The organism is Stenotrophomonas sp. GD03654 (assembly GCF_029845105.1).
Lineage (GTDB): Bacteria > Pseudomonadota > Gammaproteobacteria > Xanthomonadales > Xanthomonadaceae > Stenotrophomonas > Stenotrophomonas africana.
Genome location: NZ_JAOCLC010000032.1, coordinates 19,829 through 40,896, shown reverse-complemented (window position 1 = coordinate 40,896; position 21,068 = coordinate 19,829). Strand labels below are relative to the sequence as shown.

Annotated in this window: 15 protein-coding genes and 1 pseudogene; 5 read left to right on the top strand and 11 right to left on the bottom strand. The window is 68.1% G+C overall.

The window, feature by feature from the left end; translation table 11 throughout:
* The first annotated feature begins 107 nt into the window (after positions 1-107).
* Complete coding sequence (locus N5J73_RS13120) at positions 108-2,228, top strand: methyl-accepting chemotaxis protein (RefSeq protein WP_049443580.1); 2,121 nt, start codon at positions 108-110, stop codon at positions 2,226-2,228.
* Between the two features lie 101 nt (positions 2,229-2,329).
* Here the strand turns inward: N5J73_RS13120 and N5J73_RS13115 are convergent, their stop codons facing one another.
* On the bottom strand, positions 2,330-3,232 hold the full coding sequence (locus N5J73_RS13115; RefSeq protein WP_049443582.1) for a LysR family transcriptional regulator: 903 nt from the start codon (positions 3,230-3,232) through the stop codon (positions 2,330-2,332).
* A gap of 105 nt (positions 3,233-3,337) precedes the next feature.
* Here N5J73_RS13115 and N5J73_RS13110 point away from each other — a divergent pair, with 105 nt between their 5' ends.
* Entirely contained in the window at positions 3,338-4,552 is a 1,215-nt protein-coding gene (locus tag N5J73_RS13110; protein ID WP_049443584.1) for an MFS transporter, read from the top strand.
* Positions 4,553-4,678: 126 nt separating this feature from the next.
* Positions 4,679-5,488 carry a 2,5-didehydrogluconate reductase DkgB gene (gene dkgB, locus N5J73_RS13105; RefSeq protein WP_049443586.1) on the top strand — a complete coding sequence of 270 codons (810 nt, stop codon included), beginning with the start codon at positions 4,679-4,681 and terminating at the stop codon, positions 5,486-5,488.
* 119 nt (positions 5,489-5,607) lie between these two features.
* Here the strand turns inward: dkgB and N5J73_RS13100 are convergent, their stop codons facing one another.
* Complete coding sequence (locus N5J73_RS13100) at positions 5,608-6,309, bottom strand: alpha/beta hydrolase (RefSeq protein ID WP_049443588.1); 702 nt, start codon at positions 6,307-6,309, stop codon at positions 5,608-5,610.
* 140 nt (positions 6,310-6,449) lie between these two features.
* Between N5J73_RS13100 and N5J73_RS13095 the strand changes: the two are divergent.
* A pseudogene (locus N5J73_RS13095) lies at positions 6,450-6,829 on the top strand (YbjQ family protein).
* 24 nt (positions 6,830-6,853) lie between these two features.
* Here the strand turns inward: N5J73_RS13095 and N5J73_RS13090 are convergent.
* Both N5J73_RS13090 and mgtE read right to left on the bottom strand, forming a co-directional pair.
* Positions 6,854-9,580, bottom strand: a complete 2,727-nt coding sequence (locus tag N5J73_RS13090; RefSeq protein ID WP_049443591.1) for a bifunctional acetate--CoA ligase family protein/GNAT family N-acetyltransferase — start codon at positions 9,578-9,580, stop codon at positions 6,854-6,856.
* Between the two features lie 85 nt (positions 9,581-9,665).
* Positions 9,666-11,036: a magnesium transporter gene (mgtE, locus tag N5J73_RS13085; protein ID WP_049443708.1), complete on the bottom strand. Its 1,371-nt coding sequence runs from the start codon at positions 11,034-11,036 to the stop codon at positions 9,666-9,668.
* 341 nt (positions 11,037-11,377) lie between these two features.
* On the opposite strand from mgtE, the gene N5J73_RS13080 reads away from it, so the two are divergent.
* Positions 11,378-13,156: a monovalent cation:proton antiporter-2 (CPA2) family protein gene (locus N5J73_RS13080; protein ID WP_049443710.1), complete on the top strand. Its 1,779-nt coding sequence runs from the start codon at positions 11,378-11,380 to the stop codon at positions 13,154-13,156.
* A gap of 39 nt (positions 13,157-13,195) precedes the next feature.
* Here the strand turns inward: N5J73_RS13080 and N5J73_RS13075 are convergent, their stop codons facing one another.
* The 7 genes from N5J73_RS13075 to N5J73_RS13045 all read right to left on the bottom strand — a co-directional run bounded on the left by N5J73_RS13075 (position 13,196) and on the right by N5J73_RS13045 (position 21,038).
* Positions 13,196-16,534: an ankyrin repeat domain-containing protein gene (locus N5J73_RS13075; protein ID WP_049443712.1), complete on the bottom strand. Its 3,339-nt coding sequence runs from the start codon at positions 16,532-16,534 to the stop codon at positions 13,196-13,198.
* Positions 16,527-16,787, bottom strand: coding sequence for a YcgL domain-containing protein (locus tag N5J73_RS13070; protein WP_049443714.1), 261 nt, complete (start codon positions 16,785-16,787; stop codon positions 16,527-16,529). Before N5J73_RS13070 ends, N5J73_RS13075 begins: the two co-directional genes overlap by 8 nt.
* Positions 16,788-16,950: 163 nt before the next feature.
* The gene (locus N5J73_RS13065; RefSeq protein ID WP_049443716.1) at positions 16,951-18,189 is read right to left on the bottom strand and encodes a beta-ketoacyl-ACP synthase; all 1,239 of its coding nucleotides are present in this window, start codon (positions 18,187-18,189) and stop codon (positions 16,951-16,953) included.
* Positions 18,189-18,920: a 3-ketoacyl-ACP reductase FabG2 gene (locus N5J73_RS13060; RefSeq protein WP_049443717.1), complete on the bottom strand. Its 732-nt coding sequence runs from the start codon at positions 18,918-18,920 to the stop codon at positions 18,189-18,191. Before N5J73_RS13060 ends, N5J73_RS13065 begins: the two co-directional genes overlap by 1 nt.
* Positions 18,917-19,372 carry a dehydratase gene (locus N5J73_RS13055; RefSeq protein ID WP_049443719.1) on the bottom strand — a complete coding sequence of 152 codons (456 nt, stop codon included), beginning with the start codon at positions 19,370-19,372 and terminating at the stop codon, positions 18,917-18,919. Before N5J73_RS13055 ends, N5J73_RS13060 begins: the two co-directional genes overlap by 4 nt.
* A complete protein-coding gene (locus N5J73_RS13050) occupies positions 19,369-20,553 on the bottom strand; it encodes a beta-ketoacyl-ACP synthase (RefSeq protein WP_049443721.1) in 1,185 nt (394 codons plus the stop codon). The genes N5J73_RS13055 and N5J73_RS13050 overlap by 4 nt, the downstream gene beginning before the upstream one ends.
* Positions 20,553-21,038 carry a DUF3261 domain-containing protein gene (locus tag N5J73_RS13045; protein ID WP_243747244.1) on the bottom strand — a complete coding sequence of 162 codons (486 nt, stop codon included), beginning with the start codon at positions 21,036-21,038 and terminating at the stop codon, positions 20,553-20,555. The genes N5J73_RS13050 and N5J73_RS13045 overlap by 1 nt, the downstream gene beginning before the upstream one ends.
* Positions 21,039-21,068 lie beyond the last annotated feature (30 nt).

Genomic DNA, 21,068 nt, shown 5'->3' with positions numbered 1-21,068 from the left:
AACATCTCCTTCACATCACTAAACGAAACGCGAATGTGATGCGCGTCCCACTTCAGCATGCACGCATCGGGTCGATACCGCATTGCCCCTTCCCGAGAGTCCCTTCCATGAAAGCGTCTGTCCGTGCTCCGCGCCTGCAGTCCAAGCTGCTCGGCGCGGTTTCCGTTGGTCTGGCCGTGGTCCTGCTGTGCGCACTGGCGGGCCTGGCCTCCGCCTGGTTGAAGTTGTCCACCGAAGTTCCGCCCGAAGTCGCGCACAGCCGCGATGCGGAACGCCTGCAGCGTGAGTTCCGCGGCCAGGTACAGGAATGGAAGAACGTATTGCTGCGCGGCCGCGACGACGCACTGCGTCAGCGCCACCTGGAGGCGTTCGACAGTGAAGGCCGCCTGGTCGAGCAGCTGGCCAAGGGACTGACCAGCAGCCCGGATGCGCGCACGCGTGATCTGGCACAGGCCTTCATCGGCCTGCACGCACAGCTGCAGCAGGACTACCACGGGGCGCTGCAGGCGTTCGCCGAGGCCAGCTACGACCCGGCCGCCGGCGACAACCTCGTGCGCGGCAAGGATCGCCCGGTGGCGACGGCACTGGATGCGCTGAGCACGCACGCCACGCAGGTGGCCGAAGCGGCGCTGACGGCACGCTCGCAGCAGGCACGCCAGACCCTGCTGCTGTGCGCGGCGCTGACCGTGCTGGCTGCGGTGCTGCTGCTGATGGGACTGGCCTGGTGGCTGCGGCGTGCCGTCGTGCAGCCGGTGCTGGCGGTGGAAGCCGCCGCGCGTGCAGTCGCTGCCGGCGACCTGCAGCACGTTGTGCAGGTGCGCAGCCGCGATGAGATCGGTCGCCTTGCGCAGGCGATGCAGGCGGTGCAGTCCACGCTGCGCGACGTGCTGGATGCACAGGCCACGATGGCACAGGCGCATGAAGCCGGCAGCATCAGCCACCGCATGGATGCCGATGCCTTCCCCGGCGCGTTCGGCACGATGGTGGCCGACAGCAACGCGCTGGTCGACGCGCATATCCAGGTAAAGCTGCGTGCGATTGCGATCATGGGCCGTTACGCGATCGGTGACCTCAGCGAGGACATGGAACGCCTGCCCGGCGAGAAGGCCGTGATCACCGACGCATTGGATACGGCCAAGGCCAATCTCGGCGTGATCAATGGCGAGATCCGCCGCCTGGCCGAGGCCGCTGCCGCCGGTGACTTCAGCCAGCGCGGCGACAGCGCACGCTTCGAGCATGACTTCCGCGCGATGGTCGACGGCCTGAATCGATTGATGCAGACCACCGAACTGAACCTCGGCGAGGTCTCCAGCATGCTGCGCGCGATTGCCGATGGCCGCCTTGGCGCGCGTATGCACGGTGATTTCCAGGGCGTGTTCGCGCGTATCGCCGGCGACGCCAACACCACCGCTACGCAGCTGGCAACCATCGTCACCGACATCAAGCACGCCTCCGGCAACATCCACACGGCGGCAGCGGAGATCGCCGCCGGCAACAACGATCTGTCACGCCGCACCGAACAGCAGGCGGCCAATCTGGAAGAGACAGCGGCATCGATGGAAGAACTGACCTCCACCGTGCGCCAGAACGCCGAGCATGCGCGCCAGGCCAACCAGCTGGCGATCGGCGCACACAGCGTGGCCTCGCAGGGCGGTGAAGTGGTCGGCCAGGTCGTGGCGACGATGGATGCGATCGAAGGCTCGTCGCGGCAGATCGCCGACATCATCAGCGTGATCGACGGCATCGCCTTCCAGACCAACATCCTGGCGTTGAATGCGGCGGTGGAAGCGGCGCGTGCCGGCGAGCAGGGCCGCGGCTTCGCGGTGGTCGCCAGTGAGGTCCGCACGCTGGCACAGCGTTCGGCGGCGGCCGCGAAGGAGATCAAGTCGCTGATCGAAGCCTCGGTGGAACAGGTCGGGCACGGTGCACGGCGCGTGCGTGAGGCCGGCGACACCATGGCCGAGATCGTGGCGTCGGTGCAGCGCGTGACCGACATCATGGCCGAGATCTCCGCCGCCTCGCAGGAGCAGAGCGCGGGCATCGAACAGGTCAGCCAGACCGTGATCCAGATGGACGGCACCACCCAGCAGAACGCCGCGCTTGTGGAGGAAGCCAGTGCCGCCGCACGCAGCCTGGAACAGCAGGCGAACCGCTTGATCGACGCGGTGGAGGTGTTCGATCTATCGACCACGGCGGATGCGAAGGGCGGGTTGGCCCGCGCGGCCTGATGGGTCCGGTTGCCGGCCAGCGTCAGATGGGTAGCGCCCGACCGTTGGTCGGGCGATGGCAGGGGCAGTGCGGACCAACGGTCCGCACCCACCGAATCCGATCAGCGCACGTAATCGCTCTGCGCCATCGCATCGGCAAGGTAATCCACGAACGAGCTGATCCGTGCGGACACCGCGGTGTTGCGGTAGTACACCGCGTGGATCGGCTGGTACACATCCAGCGTCTGCGCCGCCAGCACCGGCACCAGCGTGCCGGCAGCGCGGTCGCGGTCGGTGACGAAGTCGGACAGGCAGGTGATGCCGACGCCTTCCACCGCCAGTCGGCGTAGTGTTTCCCCGCTGGACACCGCGATATCCGGACGCACCCGCAGCAGGCCATCGGCGTCGCCCGGCAGCGGCCAGTGATTCAACGATTCCGGTTCGTTGAAGCTGAGCAGCGTGTGCTGGCCCAGCGCGGCGACGCTGGTCGGTTCGCCGTGTGCAGCCAGGTAGGCCGGGCTGGCCACCAGTCGCAGCTGGCACCGCCCCAACGGCCGCGCATGCAGGGTGGAGTCGGCCAGCGGCCCGATCCGGATCGCCAGATCGGTGCGCCGCTCGAGCAGGTCGATGTAGCGGTCGGAGCTGTTCAACTCCAGCTGCACTTCGGGGTAGCGCGCACGATAGCCGCTCACCAGCGGCGCGATCACGTGCAGCACGAACGGCATCGCCGCATCCACGCGCAGGCGCCCGGCCGGGCGCTCGCGGCGCGCCGCCATCTGTTCCTCGGCCGATTCCACCGCATCGATGATCGCCCGTGCATGGCGCAGGAATGCCTCGCCCTCGGCGGTCAGGTGCAGTCGGCGGGTGGTGCGGGTCAGCAGGGTGATCCCCAGCTTGTCCTCCAGCCGGCCCAGCGCACGGCTCACGCCCGAGGGCGTCTGCCCCAGCTGCTCGGCAGCGGCACTGATCGACCCGCTGTCGATGACCGTGAGGAAGGCCTGCATTTCGTCCAGAGTGGTCTTCATGCCGCCATTATTGACTGAGCGGCAATAGTGATTGGCGTGAAGACCGGTTTTTCGGCAAAGGTGCGCCGCGCACACTGCGCGCCTTCCTTCCCTCCGGAGCCGGCCATGATCCGTGGCATTCCCCTCGCCCTGCTGGCGTTGACCCTCGGTGCCTTCGCCATCGGTACCACCGAGTTCGTCATCGTCGGCCTGATTCCCACCATTGCCGCCGACCTCCAGGTCAGCCTGCCCTCGGCCGGCCTGCTGGTCTCGCTGTATGCCCTCGGCGTGGCCATCGGTGCGCCGGTGCTGACCGCGCTCACCGGCCGCGTACCGCGCAAGTCGCTGCTGGTGGCCCTGATGGTGCTGTTCACCCTCGGCAACATCATCGCCTTCCTGGCGCCGGGTTACACCTCGCTGATCATCGCCCGCATCCTCACCGGCCTCGCCCACGGCGTGTTCTTCTCGATCGGTTCGATCATCGCCACCGCGGTGGTGCCGAAGGAGAAGGCCGCCAGCGCGATCGCGATCATGTTCACCGGCCTGACCGTGGCACTGGTGACCGGAGTGCCGCTGGGCACCTTCATCGGCCAGCACCTGGGCTGGCGCGCCACCTTCCTGGCGGTGGCCGGCCTCGGCGTGATCGCCCTGCTCGGCGCGCTGCTGTTCGTGCCGCGCAGCCTGCCGCAGAGTACGCCGGCCAGCTTCCGCCAGCAGCTGGCCGTGCTCGCCCAGCCCCGCCTCCTGCTGGTCTATGCGATGACCGCGCTGGGCTACGGCGGCACCTTCCTGGCCTTCACCTATCTGGCGCCGATCCTGCAGGACGTCACTGGTTTCTCCGCCAATGCGGTCAGCCTGGTGCTGCTGGTGTACGGCGTGTCGGTGGCGATCGGCAACCTGTGGGGTGGGCGCATGGCCGACCGCATGGGCCCGGTGCCCGCGTTGAAGCGCATCTTCGCCCTGCTGGCCGTCGTGCTGTTCGTGCTCACCTTCACCGCCTACAACACCTGGCTGATGCTGCTGACGGTGCTGGCGCTGGGTGCGGTGGCGTTCGGCAACGTGCCCGGCCTGCAGGTGTACGTGGTCAAGCAGGCGCAGCGCTATGCGCCGCAGGCCACTGACGTGGCCTCGGGGCTGAACATTGCCGCCTTCAACATCGGCATCGCGCTGGGCGCCTCGCTGGGTGGCCTGGTGGTGGAGCACGTTGGCCTGATGCACACGCCGTGGCTGGGCGCGCTGGTGGTGGTGGGCGCGTATGCATTGACCGTGCTCAGCGGCCGCCTGGACCGCCGCGACGGCATCGATGACCGCGCCGATGGCATCGCCGTGGCCGCGCATTGAGCGATGTCATGCCGTGCCGGCGCCTTGCCGGTACGGTGGTGCAATGCACCGTTGCCGGCACGCATGCAGCCAGTGGCCTACCCTTTGCCGGATATTCGCATCCCTCCCCCTCTGCTGGAGCTCCCCATGACTGTCCCCGCTTTCGGTCTCGGCACCTTCCGCCTGAAAGACCAGACCGTGATCGACTCCGTGCGCAACGCACTGGATGTCGGCTACCGCGCCATCGATACCGCGCAGATCTACGGCAATGAAGCCGAGGTCGGCCAGGCCATCGCCGATTCCGGCGTGCCGCGCGAAGAGATCTACCTGACCACCAAGGTCTGGATCACCGAGTTCAAGCGCGAAGCGCTGCTGGCCAGCCTGCGTACCAGTCTGGAGAAGCTGCGCACCGACCACGTCGATCTGGCACTGATCCACTGGCCGTCGCCGAACGACAAGGTCGACGTGCCGATGGAGGAGTACCTGCCCGCACTGGCCGAGGCCAAGGCACAGGGTCTGACGAAGGCGATCGGCATCTCCAACTTCACCATCGCGCAGACCCGCAAGGCGATCGGCATCCTCGGTGCCGACGCCATCGCCACCAACCAGATCGAGATCCACCCGTACCTGCAGAACCGCCTGCTGGTGAAGTTCCTGCAGGACAACGGCATCCACATCACCGCCTACATGAGCCTGGCCTATGGCGAGGTGATCAAGGACCCGGTGATCCAGGCCATTGCCGGCCGTCACCAGGCCACTCCGGCACAGATCGCGCTGGCCTGGGCGCTGCAGCAGGGCTTCTCGGTGATCCCGTCGTCGACCAAGCGCGAGAATCTCTCGAGCAACCTGGAAGCGGCAGCAATCCGCCTGACCGACGAAGACATGGCGCAGATCGCCAAGCTGGACCGCGGCCATCGCCTGGCCAACCCGGAAGGGATTGCACCTGCCTGGGATTGAACCCAACTGCGGTTGCGGATCGCAATCGGTAGGTGCCGACCTTGGTCGGCACTGACCTCTGATCGATCATTGAAACACCGTGCGGACCAAGGTCCGCACCCACCAGAAGCGGCTTTGGCCTACGCCTGCAGCAACCACCCGCGCATCGCCGCACTGACCTCTTCCGGCTTTTCCATCGGTGCCAGGTGCCCGCAGTCGGGCACCACCACCAGTTGCGAGTGCGGCACCATCGCGTGCATTTCCTCGCTCACCGCCAGCGGCGTGATGCGGTCGTTTGCGCCGCAGACGATCAACAGCGGATCGCGGTAACCGGCCAGCACATCATGCCCATCGCGGCGTTCCAGCGCGCTCTGGCGCAGGAACACTGCCGCGCCCAGGCGGGCGGTCATGTCACGCACGCGTTGCACCAGCACGTAATCATCCAGCCGCGAGGCATCGATGTAGCTGCGCATCAGCGCGTCGCCGAAGCCATGGAACTTGCCGGGCAGGCGCACGCTGGCGCGCTGGCTGCGGCGCTGTTCGGCCCGCTCGGGGGAGTCGGCGTGGATCGACGTATCGATCAGCGCCAGCTGCAGCACGCGTTCCGGCGCGATACGCAGGATCTGCTGGGCGACGAAGCCGCCCAGCGAGAAACCCGCCAGGGCGAAGCGCTCGGGTGCCTGCGCCAACACGTCCTCGGCCACCGCCTGCAGCGTCTCACCACGGGTCTGGTCACCCACGGTGCAATCGGCAATGTCGGCCAGATCGGCCAATTGCGCGCGCCACAGCTCGGCATCGTTGAGCAGGCCGGGCAGCAACAACAGGGGGATACGGTCGGTCATGGTGGGTATTGTCGCGCCATCACGGTGACGGAACCATGCCGCAACGGGCGGTTGCATTGTGGAGTCGAGCCATGCTCGACTGCTGCACAGCCAGTCGAGCACGGCTCGACTCTACAGAAGGCAGCGACACGGACGCGGCCATGGCAGACCCCCGCAACAGCGGCAATCCGACGACCTCGCTGGCACGTTTCGACGATTCACTGGTCACCACCACCTTCGAGCTGCCCGGCTTCCGCATCACGCGCAACCTGGGCGTGGTGCGCGGCATCACCGTGCGCTCGCGCTCGATCGTCGGCAACTTCCTCGGGGCATCCAGACGATTTTCGGTGGCAACATCACCCTCTACACCGAGCTGTGCGAACAGGCCCGCGAGGAAACCTGCCGCGACCTGATCAAGCATGCGCGGCAGCTCGGCGCCAACGCGATCATCGGCATGCGCTACGACGCCACCGACGTGATGACCGGGCTGACCGAGGTGCTGTGCTATGGCACGGCGGTGGTGGTGGAACCGTTGCGGTGAGACCGGTGCATCGCCGAGCGCGGATCACGCCACCGGCGGCACTTCGGGCACCTCGACCTGCTGTACCGGCAGGGTCACCATCATCACCGTCGGGTCGTCCGGGTCCAGTTTGGTCTTGAAGCCCAGGCTCTGGCACATCGCCAGCATGGTGCTGTTCTCGCGCAGCACCTGGCCTTCGACCACGTCCAGGCCCAGCCACTTGGCATACTCGATCATGATCGCCATCAGCCGCCAGCCGATGCCGTGTCCCTTCAGGTCCGAGCGGATCAGGATGCCGTACTCGCCACGGTGGTAATCGGCATCGGCGTGCAGGCGCACCGCGCCGAGCATTTCGCCACTGCGCGGTTCGATCGCCACCAGCGCGATCGAGCGTGCGTAGTCGAGCTGGGTCAGGCGGGCGATGAACTCGTGGCTGAAGTGCTTTACCGACTGGAAGAAGCGCAGGCGCAGATCCTCATCGCTGACACGGGCGAAGAACGCACGGAACAGCGCGTCGTCTTCCGGCCGCACCGGGCGCACGAAGGCGCGGCCGCCATCGGACAGTTCGATGGTGCGCTCCCACTCCTTCGGGTACGGGAATACCGAAAAACGCGGATGGCCACGGCCCTTGTGCAGAATTCGCGAGGGCGCGATGGCCACGCGGGCGTCGAGGGCGAGGATGCCCTTGCCGTCGACCAGCAACGGATTGATGTCCAGCGTGCGTACTTCGGGAATGTCGGCGGCCAGTTGTGCCAGCTTGACCAGCGCCAATGCCAGTGCGCGCTCGTCGGCGGCAGGAACATCGCCATAGGCCTTGAGGATGCGCGAGGCACGGGTCTGGCCGATCAGCTCATGGGCCAGGCGCAGGTCCAGCGGCGGCAGCGCCAGCGCCTTGTCGTTGATCACTTCAACTGCAGTACCGCCACGGCCGACCACGATCACCGGACCGAACGTCGCGTCATCGGCAATGCCAACGATCAGCTCGCGCGCCTTCGGGCGCACGATGGTCGGCTGTACCAGCAGGCCGTCGATGCGCGCATCCGGCCGCAGCTGGCGTGCGCGCGACAGGATCGCGTTGGCCGCGCTCTGCACCGCCGGCAGCGTGGACAGGTTGAGGCGCACGCCATCCACTTCCGACTTGTGCGGAATATCCGGCGAGAGAATCTTCAGTGCGACCGTGGCACCGCGCTCCAGCAGCGGCTGCGCCAGGTCCATTGCCTCGTGCGCATCGCGCGCATGCATCACCGGCGCGGAGGGAATGCCGTAGGCTTTGAGCAGTTCATGCGTGGCCAACGGGTCCAGCCATTGCTGGCCATTGGCCAATGCCGCATCGACCAGCGCGCGTGCGGCCGCGGCGTCGACACTGAAGTCCTGCGGCAGGCTGGGCGGCGTTTCCATCAACGCGTTCTGCGCTTCGCGGTAGCGCACCAGGTGCTGGAAGCCGCGCACCGCTTCGGCCTCGGTCGGATAGGTCGGCACCCGCGCCGCGTTGAGCGTGGCCGTGGCCTGGTCATCGTTGCCCAGCCACACCGCGAACACCGGCTTGTCGCGGTGATGGCGCGGGCGCAGGCCGAGCGTGCGGGTGAGTGCCTGCGCAGCGTCTGCAGACGAGGTGAATGCGGTCGGCACGTTGACCACCATCACCGCGTCATTCTCGTTGTCGGCCAGCAGCGCTTCGATGGCGGTGGCATAGCGCTCACCATCGGCGTCGACCACGATGTCGACCGGATTGCTGCGCGACCAGCCCTGCGGCAGCACCGCATCGAGCTTCTGCACCGTACTGTCGGACAGGTTTGCCAGCGTGCCGCGCAGCGCGATCAGCTGGTCCACGGCAAGGCGGCCGACACCGCCACCATTGCTGAGAATGGCCAGGCGACGACCGGGGAAGGTCCCCAACCGGCCCAGCGATTCAGCAGCGGTGAACAGTTCGTCCAGCGCGCTGACACGCAGCAGGCCGGCACGGTTGAACGCCGCACCGTAGACGTCGTCGGCACGGGCCAGCGCCTGCACATGGGTATCGCGGCTGCCCGGCTGCACCCGCTCGGCGCGGCCGGACTTCACCACCACCACCGGCTTGGCACGCGCGGCGGCACGCGCGGCCGACATGAACTTGCGCGCATCCTTGATCTGCTCGACATAGAGCAGGATGGCGCGGGTGCGGTAGTCGGTGGCGAAGTAATCGAGCAGGTCGCCGAAGTCGACGTCCATCGTGTCGCCCAGCGAAACCACGGCGGAGAAGCCGACCGAACGCGCCACACCCCACTCCACCAGCGCGGCGGCAATGGCCGAGGATTCGGAGATCAGGGCGAGGTCGCCGGCCTGCGGGAAGTGTGCGGCGATGCTGGCGTTGAGCCGTGCATGCGGTGCGATCACGCCCAGGCAGTGTGGGCCAAGGATGCGCAGGCCGTGCTTGCGCGCCACCGTCTCCACCTGTTCCGACAACGAGCCCGGGCCTTCGCCCAGGTGCGCGGTGAGGATGATTGCTGCCTGCACACCGCGTTCTGCGGCGGTACGCACCACCTGCGGCACGATCGCCGCCGGTGCGGTGATCACCACCAGGTCCGGCACCCAGTCCAGGTCCTTCAACCGTTTGATCGTGCGGATGCCATCGATCTCGGCATGCCGCGGGTTGATCCACGCCACCTTGCCGGGGAAACCGGTGCCGCGCAGGTTGCGCATCACCGCGCGGCCGGCCGAACGCTCACGCGGACTGCCGCCGATCACCGCGACCGACTGCGGACGGAACACAGACTGCAGGTGGTAGGTACTCATGCGCCTACGGTACCCAAAAAAGGGGACGGAGGGGATTAAGTCGTTTGTGGCACAAACGACTTAATCCCCTCCGTCCCCTTTTTTGTTACAGCAGCGTGCCGTGCAGGATCATCGCGGCGATGCTGAAATAGATCACCAGGCCGGTCACATCCACCAGGGTGGCCACGAACGGCGCCGAAGCGCTGGCAGGGTCGAAGCCGAGCCGCTTGAGGATGAAGGGCAGCATCGAGCCGGACAGCGAACCGAAGGTGACGATGCCGACCAGCGCGGCGCCGATGGTGATCGCCAGCAGGATCCAGTGCTCGCCGTAGTCGTGCAGGCCGCCCAGCTGCCAGATCACGATGCGCACGATGGCCAGGCAGCCAAGGATCGCGCCCAGCACCATGCCGGTCGGGACCTCGCGCAGGGCCACCTTCCACCAGTCGCGCAGGCGCAGTTCGCGCAGCGCCAGGCTGCGGATCAGCAGCGAGGTGGCCTGCGAACCGGAATTGCCACCCGAACTCATGATCAGTGGAATGAACAGGGTCAACACCACCGCGCGTGCCAGTTCGTCCTCGTAGTGCTGCATCGCGCTGGCGGTCAGCATCTCACCCAGGAACAGCACGCTCAGCCAGCCGGCGCGCTTGCGCAGCATCTCGAGGAAGCCGATCTGCATGTACGGCTTGTCCAGTGCTTCCATGCCGCCGAACTTGTGCGCGTCCTCGGTGGATTCCTCGATCAGCGCATCGAGCACGTCGTCCACGGTGACGATGCCCAGCATCTGCTGCTGGTCGTCCACCACCGGAATCGCCAGCAGGTCGTGGCGGCGGATCAGCCGCGCCACTTCTTCCTGGTCCATCAGCGCGTCCACCGTCACCGGCGGATTGACCTGCGCCACGTCCAGGATCGACTCCTCGGGCAGGCCGGTGATCAGCCTGCGCATGGTCACCACCTGCTGCAGCTGTTGGCTGGCCGGGTCCAGCACGTAGATCGCGTACACCGTTTCACGGGTGCGCTCGACCTGGCGGATGTGCTGCAGGGTCTGCGCCACGGTCCAGCTGGCAGGCACCGCCACGTACTCGGTGGTCATCAGCGCGCCGGCGGTGTTCGGCGGGTAGCTGAGCAGCTTCTGGATGGCCTGGCGGGCGTCGGTGCCCAGCAGCGGGATCAGCCGCGCGCGTTCCTCTTCGTCCAGCTCGTGGACAATATCGGTGGCGCGATCGTCGGCCATCAGTCCAAGCAGCGCGGCGGCGCGCGCCGGTGGCAGCTCGGCCACCAGCTCCCCGCTGCGCTGCAGTTCGGGTGCTTCGAGCATCTTCACCGCACGCGGCAACGGCAGCGCGGCCAGCGTTTCCGCGGCGCGGGTCAGTTCCAGCGTGTTGAGGAATTCCACCGCGTCGGCGGTGTTGTAGTTCGCCAGCGGTGCGGCCAGTGCGGCGGCATCGGCCACCTGGCGCAGCAATTGCTTCTGGTTCATCGGGTTTGCCTTGTGGGGGTGCGACCTCGCGCAACGCCAACGCAGGCAAACCGTCCCGATGTCAGGCGGTGGCCATCGCTGGCGTCGAACGAGGTCGACTTCTACTGTCGCTGGACATGGGTTGGGGACTCCGGGATGCGTATGCCGACGGACGCGCCGCCGGCGGCGGGCAGTCTGGACCCGTGGGCCATGCAGGTCAACCCGGCGGCCCTGCGGCGGGACCCGGCCGGTTGTTCTCGTGCGTACACAGACTGGCGCGCATAATGGCGGGGTGGCGTTCGCCACGCTTTTCCCCACCCGACCGGACGCACTGCGGGCTTCCCCGATGACCAGGTATTCCCATGCATAGCGGTGGTCTGGAACTGGCCCTGGTGCTGCTGCTGGCGGCGGTCATCGCCGTGCCGGTGTTCAAGAGATTCGGCTTCGGTGCGGTGCTGGGCTACCTGGCGGCCGGGGTGGTGCTGGGCCCGGACGGGCTGGGCTTCGTGCAGGATGCGGACCGCATCCTCGGCGCTGCCGAGATCGGCGTGGTGATGCTGCTGTTCGTGATCGGCCTGGAGCTGTCGCCGGCACGCCTGAAGGTGATGCGGCGCTCGGTGTTCGGCGCCGGTGCAGCGCAGGTGGCGCTGTCCGGGCTGGTGCTGGGTGGCCTGCTGCTGCTTGACCATTTCCAATGGAAAAGCGCGCTGGTGGTGGGCGTGGCACTAGCGCTGTCGTCCACGGCGGTCGGCCTGCAGCTGCTGTCCGAGCACAAGGCGATCAACAGCGACCATGGCCGGCTGGGCTTTGCCATCCTGCTGTTCCAGGACCTGATCGCGATCCCGCTGCTGGCAGCCATCCCGCTGCTGGGCGGGGCGAAAAACGAGACCCTGCGCATCGAGGATGCGATGGTGGCGCTGGGTGCGCTGGCAGTGGTGATCCTGTGCGGGCGCCCGGTGCTGCGCAGGGTGTTCAGCATCATTGCACGCACCCGCAGCCCGGAAGTATTCACCGCCACCGCCCTGCTGGTGGTGCTCGGCACTGCCTGGTTCATGCAGGAGGCCGGCCTCAGCCCCAGCCTGGGCGCGTTCCTGGCTGGCGTGCTGCTGTCCGATTCGGAGTTCCGGCACGAACTGGAAGCGCAGATCGAGCCGTTCAAGGGCCTGCTGCTGGGCCTGTTCTTCATCGCTGTGGGCATGGGCATCGACCTCGACCGCATCGCCGCCGAGCCGTGGCTGATCGCGGCCGGGGTGGCGATCCTGCTGGTTGTGAAGTTCAGCCTGCTGTACGTGATCGGGCGTATCGCCAAACTCAGTTCGCGGCAGTCACTGCTGTTGGGCAGCGTGCTGTGGCTGGGCGGCGAGTTCGCCTTCGTCGTATTCAACGAGGCGCAGCGCGCGCACCTGCTGGGCAACGCCAACCACGACCGGCTGGTGGCGATCGTCGGCCTGTCGATGGCGATCACGCCGCTGTTGATGATCGCGCTGCTCAAGCTGCTGGGCCAGGAGAAGGCGGCGCCGCGCCAGGCCGCCGAGGCCGACAAGGTGGCGCCGGACAACCGGCCCAAGGTGCTGATCGCCGGCATGGGCCGCTTCGGCCAGGTGATCGCGCGCCTGCTGACCGCGCAGAAGGTGCCGTTCGTGGCGCTGGAAGCGAATCCGGACACCGTGGCCGACCTGCGCCGCTTCGGCAACCAGCTGTACTACGGCGACCCGACCCGGCCGGAGATGCTGCGCGCTGCGGGCGGCGAGCACATCGATGTGTTCGTGATCACCGTGGATGACCCGGAGACCAACCTGCGCGCGGTACGCATGGTGCGCCGGCTGTACCCGGACGCGAAGGTGCTGGCCCGCGCACGCAACCGCCAGCATGCGTGGCGTCTGATGGACATGTCGGCCGAGCCGTTCCGCGAAGTGTTCGGCACCAGCCTGGAGATGAGCGGCCGCGTGCTGACTGCATTGGGCGTGGCGCCGGACGTGGCCGAGCGCCATGTGCAGCGCTTCCGCGAGCACGACGAACAGCTGCTGCGCGACCAGTACCTGGTGTACGACGACGAGGCGGCGGTGATCCAGACCTCGCGCGATGCGCGCAACGACCTGATGCACCTGTTCGAGGCCGACGCGGAAAGCGACGGCAAGTAGGCGTGCCGGCCAGCGGGCGGCACTACCCTTTTCCCGGGATCAACCGTTGTCGCGCAGGAACCGCGCCATCGACGAAACACCCGGCACGCGCGGTTCGAACTCGCCGGCCACGTCGATGAAGCCACGCATCACCGCGATCTCGCGCGGGCTGCGGTTGAGGCTGTCGCGCGCTTCCGGATCGGCACCAGCGCGCAGCAGGCGCTGCACCAGCAACGGCAGGCCATGCAGCGCGGCCAGGTGCAGCGGACCGAAGCCGCGCGGATCGCGCACGTCCAGGCTGACGTCCTCATCCAGCAGGCGCTCTACCGCCGCCATCACCACCTGCTCGTCGCAGGCAGTGCCCGGCTCGGCACGCGCACCCAGCAGCAGCAGCAGCGGCGTGACCGAACCGGCGGCGGCCTGGTCCGGTTCGGCACCGGCCAGCAGCAGGGTGTCGAGCAGCGCCAGCAGGCGCGAACGGTCGCGCGCACTGAAGCCGTACAGCGCAGCACAGTGCAGAGGGCCCAGCTGCTGCGCATCACCGGCATGCACGTCGGCGCCGGCGGTGAGCAGGCGCGCGACGATGTCCGGCAGGCCCAGCGCCGAGGCCAGCATCAGCACGGTCACGCCGCCCGGCAGGCGGTGTTCCAGCTTGGCGCCGGCATCGAGCAGGGCCGAAACGATATCCACCTGGCGCATGCTGACCGCCGCCGACAGCGGCGTAGCCCCACTGGCCGCAGCGTGCTGCGGATTGGCGCCACGCGCCAGCAGCAGGTCGGTCACCGCCAGATGGCCACCACCGGCGGCACGCAGCAGCGCGGTGCAGCCCTGTGCGTCGACCGCATCAACGGCGAAGCCCAGGTCGATCAGGCGGCGCACGGCATCCACATCACCGGCCATCGCGGCGGCCGGCAGATCGGCCTCGCGCAGCGTACGGCGCGGCAACGGCCATACCCGCCAGTCGAGCCAGTCGGCCAGATCACGGCGACCGATCGACAGCGCCACGCCCAGCGGCGTCTGCCCGTCGGCAGCACGTGCTTCCGGCGATGCACCGTGCTGCACCAGCAGCTTCAGCGCGCCTTCGCGGGCCAATGCAGTGGCCAGGTGCAATGCGGTCATGCCATGGCTGTCGCGCGCTTCGCGATCGACACCGGCCTTGAGCAGGGCCTGCTGCAGGCGCAGCCAGCCCAGGCGCACCGCCAGCGACAACGGCGGATCACCGGCCGGCGAAGCGGCGAACGGATCGGCGCCACGTTCCAGCAGTTCCAGTGCCAGCTGTTCCAGGCCACGGGCGGCCTGGTCGTGCTGCGCACAAGCCGCCAGGAAACGCGCCAAGCCACCGCGTCCGGCCGGTGACAGGCCACGCTGCAGCATCACCTGCAGCGCCGGCACCGCATCGATGCCACGCGACAGCAGCGCGAACATCGGCGTGTCCGAGCAGGCATCGCGTACGTAGGGATCAGCACCATGCGCCAGCAGCCAATCGACCGCGTCCGGCTCAAGCGCAAGTTCGGGGTCAAGCAGCAGGCTGCCCAGTTCTTCCGGCTGGCACAGCTTGGCCAGCGCGGCCATGCCGTCGGTGTTGCCGAAGCCCAGCGCTTCGCGCAGCAGGGTCAGCGGCGGGCGATCCGGCAGCAGGCCGCTGGCCGCGGCCGCTTCGCCGCGCTCGGCCAGACCATCGCTGACCGCAGCCGGCAATGGATAGGAGGGATCCAGCAGGGCGACGATCGCCCAGCGGCCGGCTTCGGCGGCGTAATCCACCGCACGACGGCCGACCGGATCGGTCGCATCGGCAGCAATGCCCAGATCGACCAGGCGCTTGATCAGCAGCGGGGAGACGTCCTCGGCCATGACGGCCAGCTGCACCGCATTGCGGCCTTCGCCGTCCACCGCGATCAGGTCGGGCTTGTGCGGCAACAGATGTTCAATCACACCGGCGCGACCGGCGCGGGCCGCTTCCAGCCACGGCGTGCGACCAAGCGCATCGCGCGCTTCCAGATTGGCGCCGGCGGCGAGCAGCACACCGATGATTTCCACGTGGCCGGCCAGCGCCGCCTCGTGCAGCGCACTGCGGCGCTGGCGATCACGGGCGTCGGCGCGCGCCTTGTGCTTGAGCAGCAGCTGCACGCCGGCCGGATCATCGTCTTCGGTGGCGGCAGCGGCGAGCAGCACCGGCGTGCCCTCGGCCGGTTCGCTGCGCGCACCGCGTTCGAGCAGGAAGCGAGCCAAGCGCCAGTTGCCGACCTGGCAGGCCACGGCCAGCGGTGACCAGCCCTCGTTGTTCAATGCATCGACTTCGGCGGCAGCGTCGCGCAACAGCGCCGCCACGCCCGGGTCGGAACTGCGCGCGGCATGGTGCAGCGGGGTGTTGCCATCGCTGTCGGTAGCACGCGAATCAGCACCGTTGGCGAGCAGGGTCATGACCGCTTCGGGGCGACCATGCCAGCTGTCACGGGTGGCGGCCAGCAGCGGGGTCATGCCCCGGTGCGGTGCATTCACATCAACGCCGCGGGCGATCAGTTCGCGCAGCAGGCGCAGATCGGGCAGCACCGCCGCCAGCACCGCCAGGCTGCGCTGGTCGCGCCAGTTCGGGTCCGGCAGCGCATACGGATCGGCACCGGCCTGCAGCAGCTGCAGGCCGCGGTCGATGCGGCCATGGCGGGCGGCTTCATACAGTGCCGGGGTCAGCTCCTGCGGTGCCATCGCCTCCAGCGGCACGGATTCGGCCGCGGCGGCAAACATCGGTTCGTGCTCGTTGCTGGCCGTGGCCAACGGGCTGGAGCGCAACGACACCAGCGGCGCCGGCGCCACCCGCTGCAGCAGCAGGTGCAGCAGCGGCGACAGCACCAGCACCGCCAGCGCGGCCGGCCAGCGTGCGCTTTCCGGCAGCAGGTCGGGCCAGGCCGGCAACACCACCAGTGCAGCCAGTGCGATCACCAGCGCGGCCACGCCGAGGCCACGCCAGGCGGTCAGATCGCGCCCTGCCAGCGCCTGCCAATGCTGGGCCAGGCTGCCGTCAAGGCGTTCAACGTCGTTCCACAACGGCCAGGTACGCCAAGCCGCCAGCAGGCCGGCACTGACCAGCACGCTCAGGCCCAGCACAGCGGCCAGGCTGCCGCTGTCGCGCAGCGCCGCCAGCGGCCAGGCCAGCAGCAGCGCCAGCAGCAGCGGTGCGGCGGCCCACAGCGCCAGCAGCGCGGGCAGGTCCTGGCGTGCGACCACCTTCAGCGGCAGCAGCGCACGGCTGCGGCGCCACCACGACACACCCAGCGCGAACGCAGGCTGCGCCAGGGCGGCAAGGATGGCACCCGGAATGCCGCCCACGGCGGCGCCCAGCGCCAGTACGGCACCCACGGCGAAGGCGATCGACAGTACGCGCGGACGGGAGGCGTCAGTCATAGTGCCGCGGCATCAGGCTGGCCACCGACGGCGGCACCTGCAGGTAGAACCCGCGTTCGCTCATTTCGCTGCGGACCTTTTCGGGATCGGCCCGGGCCAGGCGGCGCTGGGCATCCAGGGCCACCTCCAGGACGAAGGCAAGCGTTCCCAGCGAGGTGAGCAGCGGCGCAGGCAGCGCGCTGAAATCATCGCGTCGGGGAACGTAGACGTAGGTGTCCGGCTTGAGTTGGCTTTTATAGACGTAGGCGTGCATGTCCGCGGGACGATAACCCGGGAAGAGCCATGATTGTGTCGGAAAGCCGACACCGGGGAAAGCCGTCAGCCGACGATGGCGGCGCGATCGGCGGCGTTTCCCCTGCGGGGTTCAGCAATGTGGCGGTGGCGTTCAGCCACTCGCACACCTGGCGGCTGCGGAATCACTCGCCCCAGCGACGGAACACCAGGGACGTGTTGATGCCCCCGAATGCGAAGTTGTTGCTCATCACGTACTCGGCCTGGAGTTCGCGGCCCTGGCCGGTGATGAAGTCCAGCTGGCCGCAGCGCGGATCGACCTCCACCAGGTTCAGGGTCGGGGCAAACCAGCCGGCACGCATCATCTCGATGCTCACCCAGGCCTCGAATGCACCGCAGGCGCCCAGCATATGCCCGACGTAGCTCTTCAGCGAGCTGATCGGCATCCGCGAGCCGAACACCTGCGCGGTAGCCTGGGTTTCGGCGATGTCGCCGTGCTCGGTCGCGGTACCGTGGGCGTTGACGTAGTCGATCTGCGCCGCGTCCAGTCCGGCATCCTCCAGCGCCAGGCGCATGGCCTGGGCCATGGTGTCGGCACTGGGCTGGGTGACGTGCTGGCCGTCGCTGTTGGTGCCGTACCCCACCACCTCGGCAAGGATGGTCGCACCGCGCGCCAGCGCGTGCTCCAGGTCTTCCAGGATCAGCGTACACGCGCCCTCGCCCAGCACCAGGCCGTCGCGGCCGGCATCGAACGGGCGTGGCGTCGACTGCGGGGCGTCGTTCTGCACGCTGGTCGCGAACAAGGTGTCGAACACCGCGGCCGCGGCGGCGTCCAGCTGCTCGGCACCGCCGGCCACCATCACCGTCTGCTTGCCGCTGCGGATTGCCTCATAGGCCGCGCCGACGCCCTGGCTGCCGGATGTACAGGCACTGGACGTGGTGTAGACGCGCCCGGACAGACCGAAGAACACGCCGATGTTGACCGGTGCGGTGTGGCTCATCATCTTCAGGTAGGTGGTGGCGCTGATGCCATCGGTGGTGAACTCGTTGAGCATGCGGCCGAGTTCGCCGATGGCCTCATGGCTGCCGGAGGAGGAGCCATAGGCCACTCCGGTACGCCCGCTGCGCAGCACCGGATGGTCTTGCAGCCCCGCTTCGTGCAGGGCGATTTCGGTGGCACGCACCGACATGATCGCCACCTTGCCCATCGAACGGGTGCTTTTGCGGTTGTAGGTCGGCGGCAGCTCGAACGGCTGCGCCGGTGCGGCCAGTCTGGTGTTCAGCCCGGCATAGACATCCCACTCGGGCATCGCGCGCACGGCGTTGCGGCCGCTGCGCAACTGCGCGTGGATGGTCGGCCAGTCGTGGCCGAGCGGACTGATGGCGGCGGCACCGGTCACCACCACTCGATGGTCGATGCCCATCAGAGCATGCCTCCGTTGACCGAAATCACCTGCCGGGTGATGTAGCCGGCCGGCTCGGACAGCAGGAAGGCCACCGTCGCCGCCACCTCATCGGGACGACCAACGCGGCCGGCAGGAATCAGTTTCAGCGCGTGCTCCACCACTTCCTCGTTGAGCATCTCCGTCTCGATCAGGCCCGGCGCCACGCAGTTGACCGTGATCTGGCGGCTGGCCAGTTCCAGTGCCAAGGCCTTGGTAGCGCCGATGATGCCGGCCTTGGCCGCGCTGTAGTTCACCTGGCCACGGTTGCCGGCAATGCCTGACACCGACGACAGGGTGACGATGCGGCCCGGCTTGCGCCGACGCACCATCGGCATGATCAACGGATGCAGCACGTTGTAGAAGCCATCCAGGTTGGTGTGGATGACCTGGTCCCAATCCTCCGGCGACAACGCCGGGAAAGCGCCGTCGCGGGCGATGCCCGCATTGCAGACCACGCCGTAATACGCGCCATGCGCGTCCACGTCGGCCTCCAGCGCCGCGCGGGCGGCATCACGATCGGACACGTCGAAGGTGAGCACGCGCGCCTGCACGCCCAGGGCCTGGATCTCGGCGACCACGGCCTGTGCCTCCTCCACGCGGCTGCGGCAATGCACCGCCACATCGAATCCGTCATGGGCAACACGCAGCGCAATGGCGCGGCCGATCCCCCGGCTGGCGCCTGTCACCAGCACGCATCGATTCCCAGTCATGCCTGTCCACTCTCCAGATAGGCCTTCGCGTCGAGCGGCTCGTACACCGACACGTTGGCAACCGCCCATTCTTCCTCGCCCGCCAGGATCCGGCAGGCGAACATCCCCAGCCCATTGTCGCCCAGCAGTTCGCGACGCGCCTGCACACGCAGGCGGGTTCCGCTCGGGAAACCACTGCGCAGGCTGCTGTAGCGCCGACTGCCGAGCAGGAAGCCCAGCTGCGGCGCTGCGCCAGCCGCACGCGCGCGACACCCCGACCAGGCGGCAATCGCCTGCGCCATGTACTCGATGCCGATCCAGGCCGGCATTTCACCGTTCTCGATGAACAGACCCGTCCCGGGTACCACCAGTTCGGCCTCGATGCTGTCCTGGTCCCATCGCAGTATCCGCTGCAGCAGGCACATGTCCTGGCGATGCGGCACCACTTCCTCGATCGCGTAGAGAGGGTTCATCGGCGTTCCAGTGCCAACACCGCATTGCTGCCGCCGAAGGCAAACGAGTTGCTCAGTATCCGTCGCAGCGGGCGTGCCAGGCGGGTGCCTGGTGCCACCAGTGACAGTTCCGGCAGCGCCTCATCCACGGCGCCATCCCACCAGTGCGGTGGCAGCCGCTGCAGCGGGTTCTCGGCCAGCATCATCCAGCACAATGCCGCCTCGATCGCGCCGGAGGCGCCGAGCGTATGCCCGGTAAGCGGCTTGGTCGAGCTGGCCGGTACATCGGTACCGAGCACCTCCGAAACCGCCAGGCTTTCCATGGCGTCGTTGTGGTCGGTGGCGGTGCCATGCAGGTTCACGTAATCGACATCAGCGGGCGACCAGACAGCGCGCTTCAGTGCCTGCCGCAGCGCATCGATGGCGCCTTGGCCTTGCGGGTCGGGTGCGGACATGTGGTGGGCGTCGGAGGACTCACCCCATCCTGCCAGCGCCACCGGGCCGATGTCGCGGGTGAGCAGGAACAGCGCGGCGCCTTCCCCGATGTTGATGCCGGATCGATGTTGCGAGAACGGATTGCAGCGCAGCGCGGACACCGACTCAAGCGCGCTGAAACCCGCAACGGTAAAGCGGCACAGAGAATCGGCGCCACCGGCGATGACCGCATCGACCACCCCGGCGCGTAACAGGCGCGCAGCCGACACCAGGGCCTTGGCACTGGATGAACATGCCGTGGACAGCGTCCATGCCGGGCCCTGCGCACCACTGCGCAGCCGCACGAACTGCGCGGCCGTTCCCATTTCCTGCTGCGCGTAATCGTAGTCCGCCGGCCAATGACCGTTGCTGGCGTGGGAGCACATGGCCCGCTCGCCTTCGCCAATACCCGAAGTGCTGGTCCCCATCACCACAGCCACGCGCTCGGCGCCATAGCGGGCGATGGCCGCGGCCACCGCAGGCGCGATCTGCGCCAGCGCAACCGCCAGCAGCGCGTTGTTGCGCCCACGCAGGGCCAGCGGGAGCTCGTCCAGCGTCGGCAGCGGCGTGCACACCTCCCCCAACGCCAGGGTCCGCCCCGGCAACAGGCTGTCGTTGTTGCTCAACCCACCCGGCACCTCGGCGAACATCGCCTCCGCCACCACCGCGCGGCCCTCGCCCAGCGCGCAGACAATGCCCAGGTCGTTGAGGAAAACGGCAGTGTCCATCAGTCCTGCCCAGCCATATCGATCGATTCGATGCGCAGCGCGTAGCCTTCTGCGCGGTTGTCCAGCTGCAGGCTGCCATCCTGCAGGCGTTGCAGCTGCAGCCACACCGTACCGTCGCGCGACAGACTGCGCTGGTGGCCGTCATCACCGACCTGCCAGCCAGGCGGCAACACGGCGGCGATCGCGGCCGTCGGCCACAGCGCGAACTGCAGATCATCCAGCACGCGCTCCGCGCGAACCTGCGGCGGCAACCACGATGCACGCTGTTCGGTCAACTGCCGGCCATCCCAGTGCAGACGAACGCCGGTCTGGCCCATGGCCTGCACCGCCAGCTGCACCTGCTGCGCATCGGCTTCCAGCAGAGCGTCGAGATCACGTTCGTGGCGCCCGAAGCGGAAATGCAGCTGCTGCTGCAGCGCCAGTGGCGTCGGCAGGCTGGACGGAGCCAACCGCAGCGGCGGCAGCTCGACCTGCGGCCTTGGCATGCGCCCGGCGCAGGCGGACAGCAGCGCGCA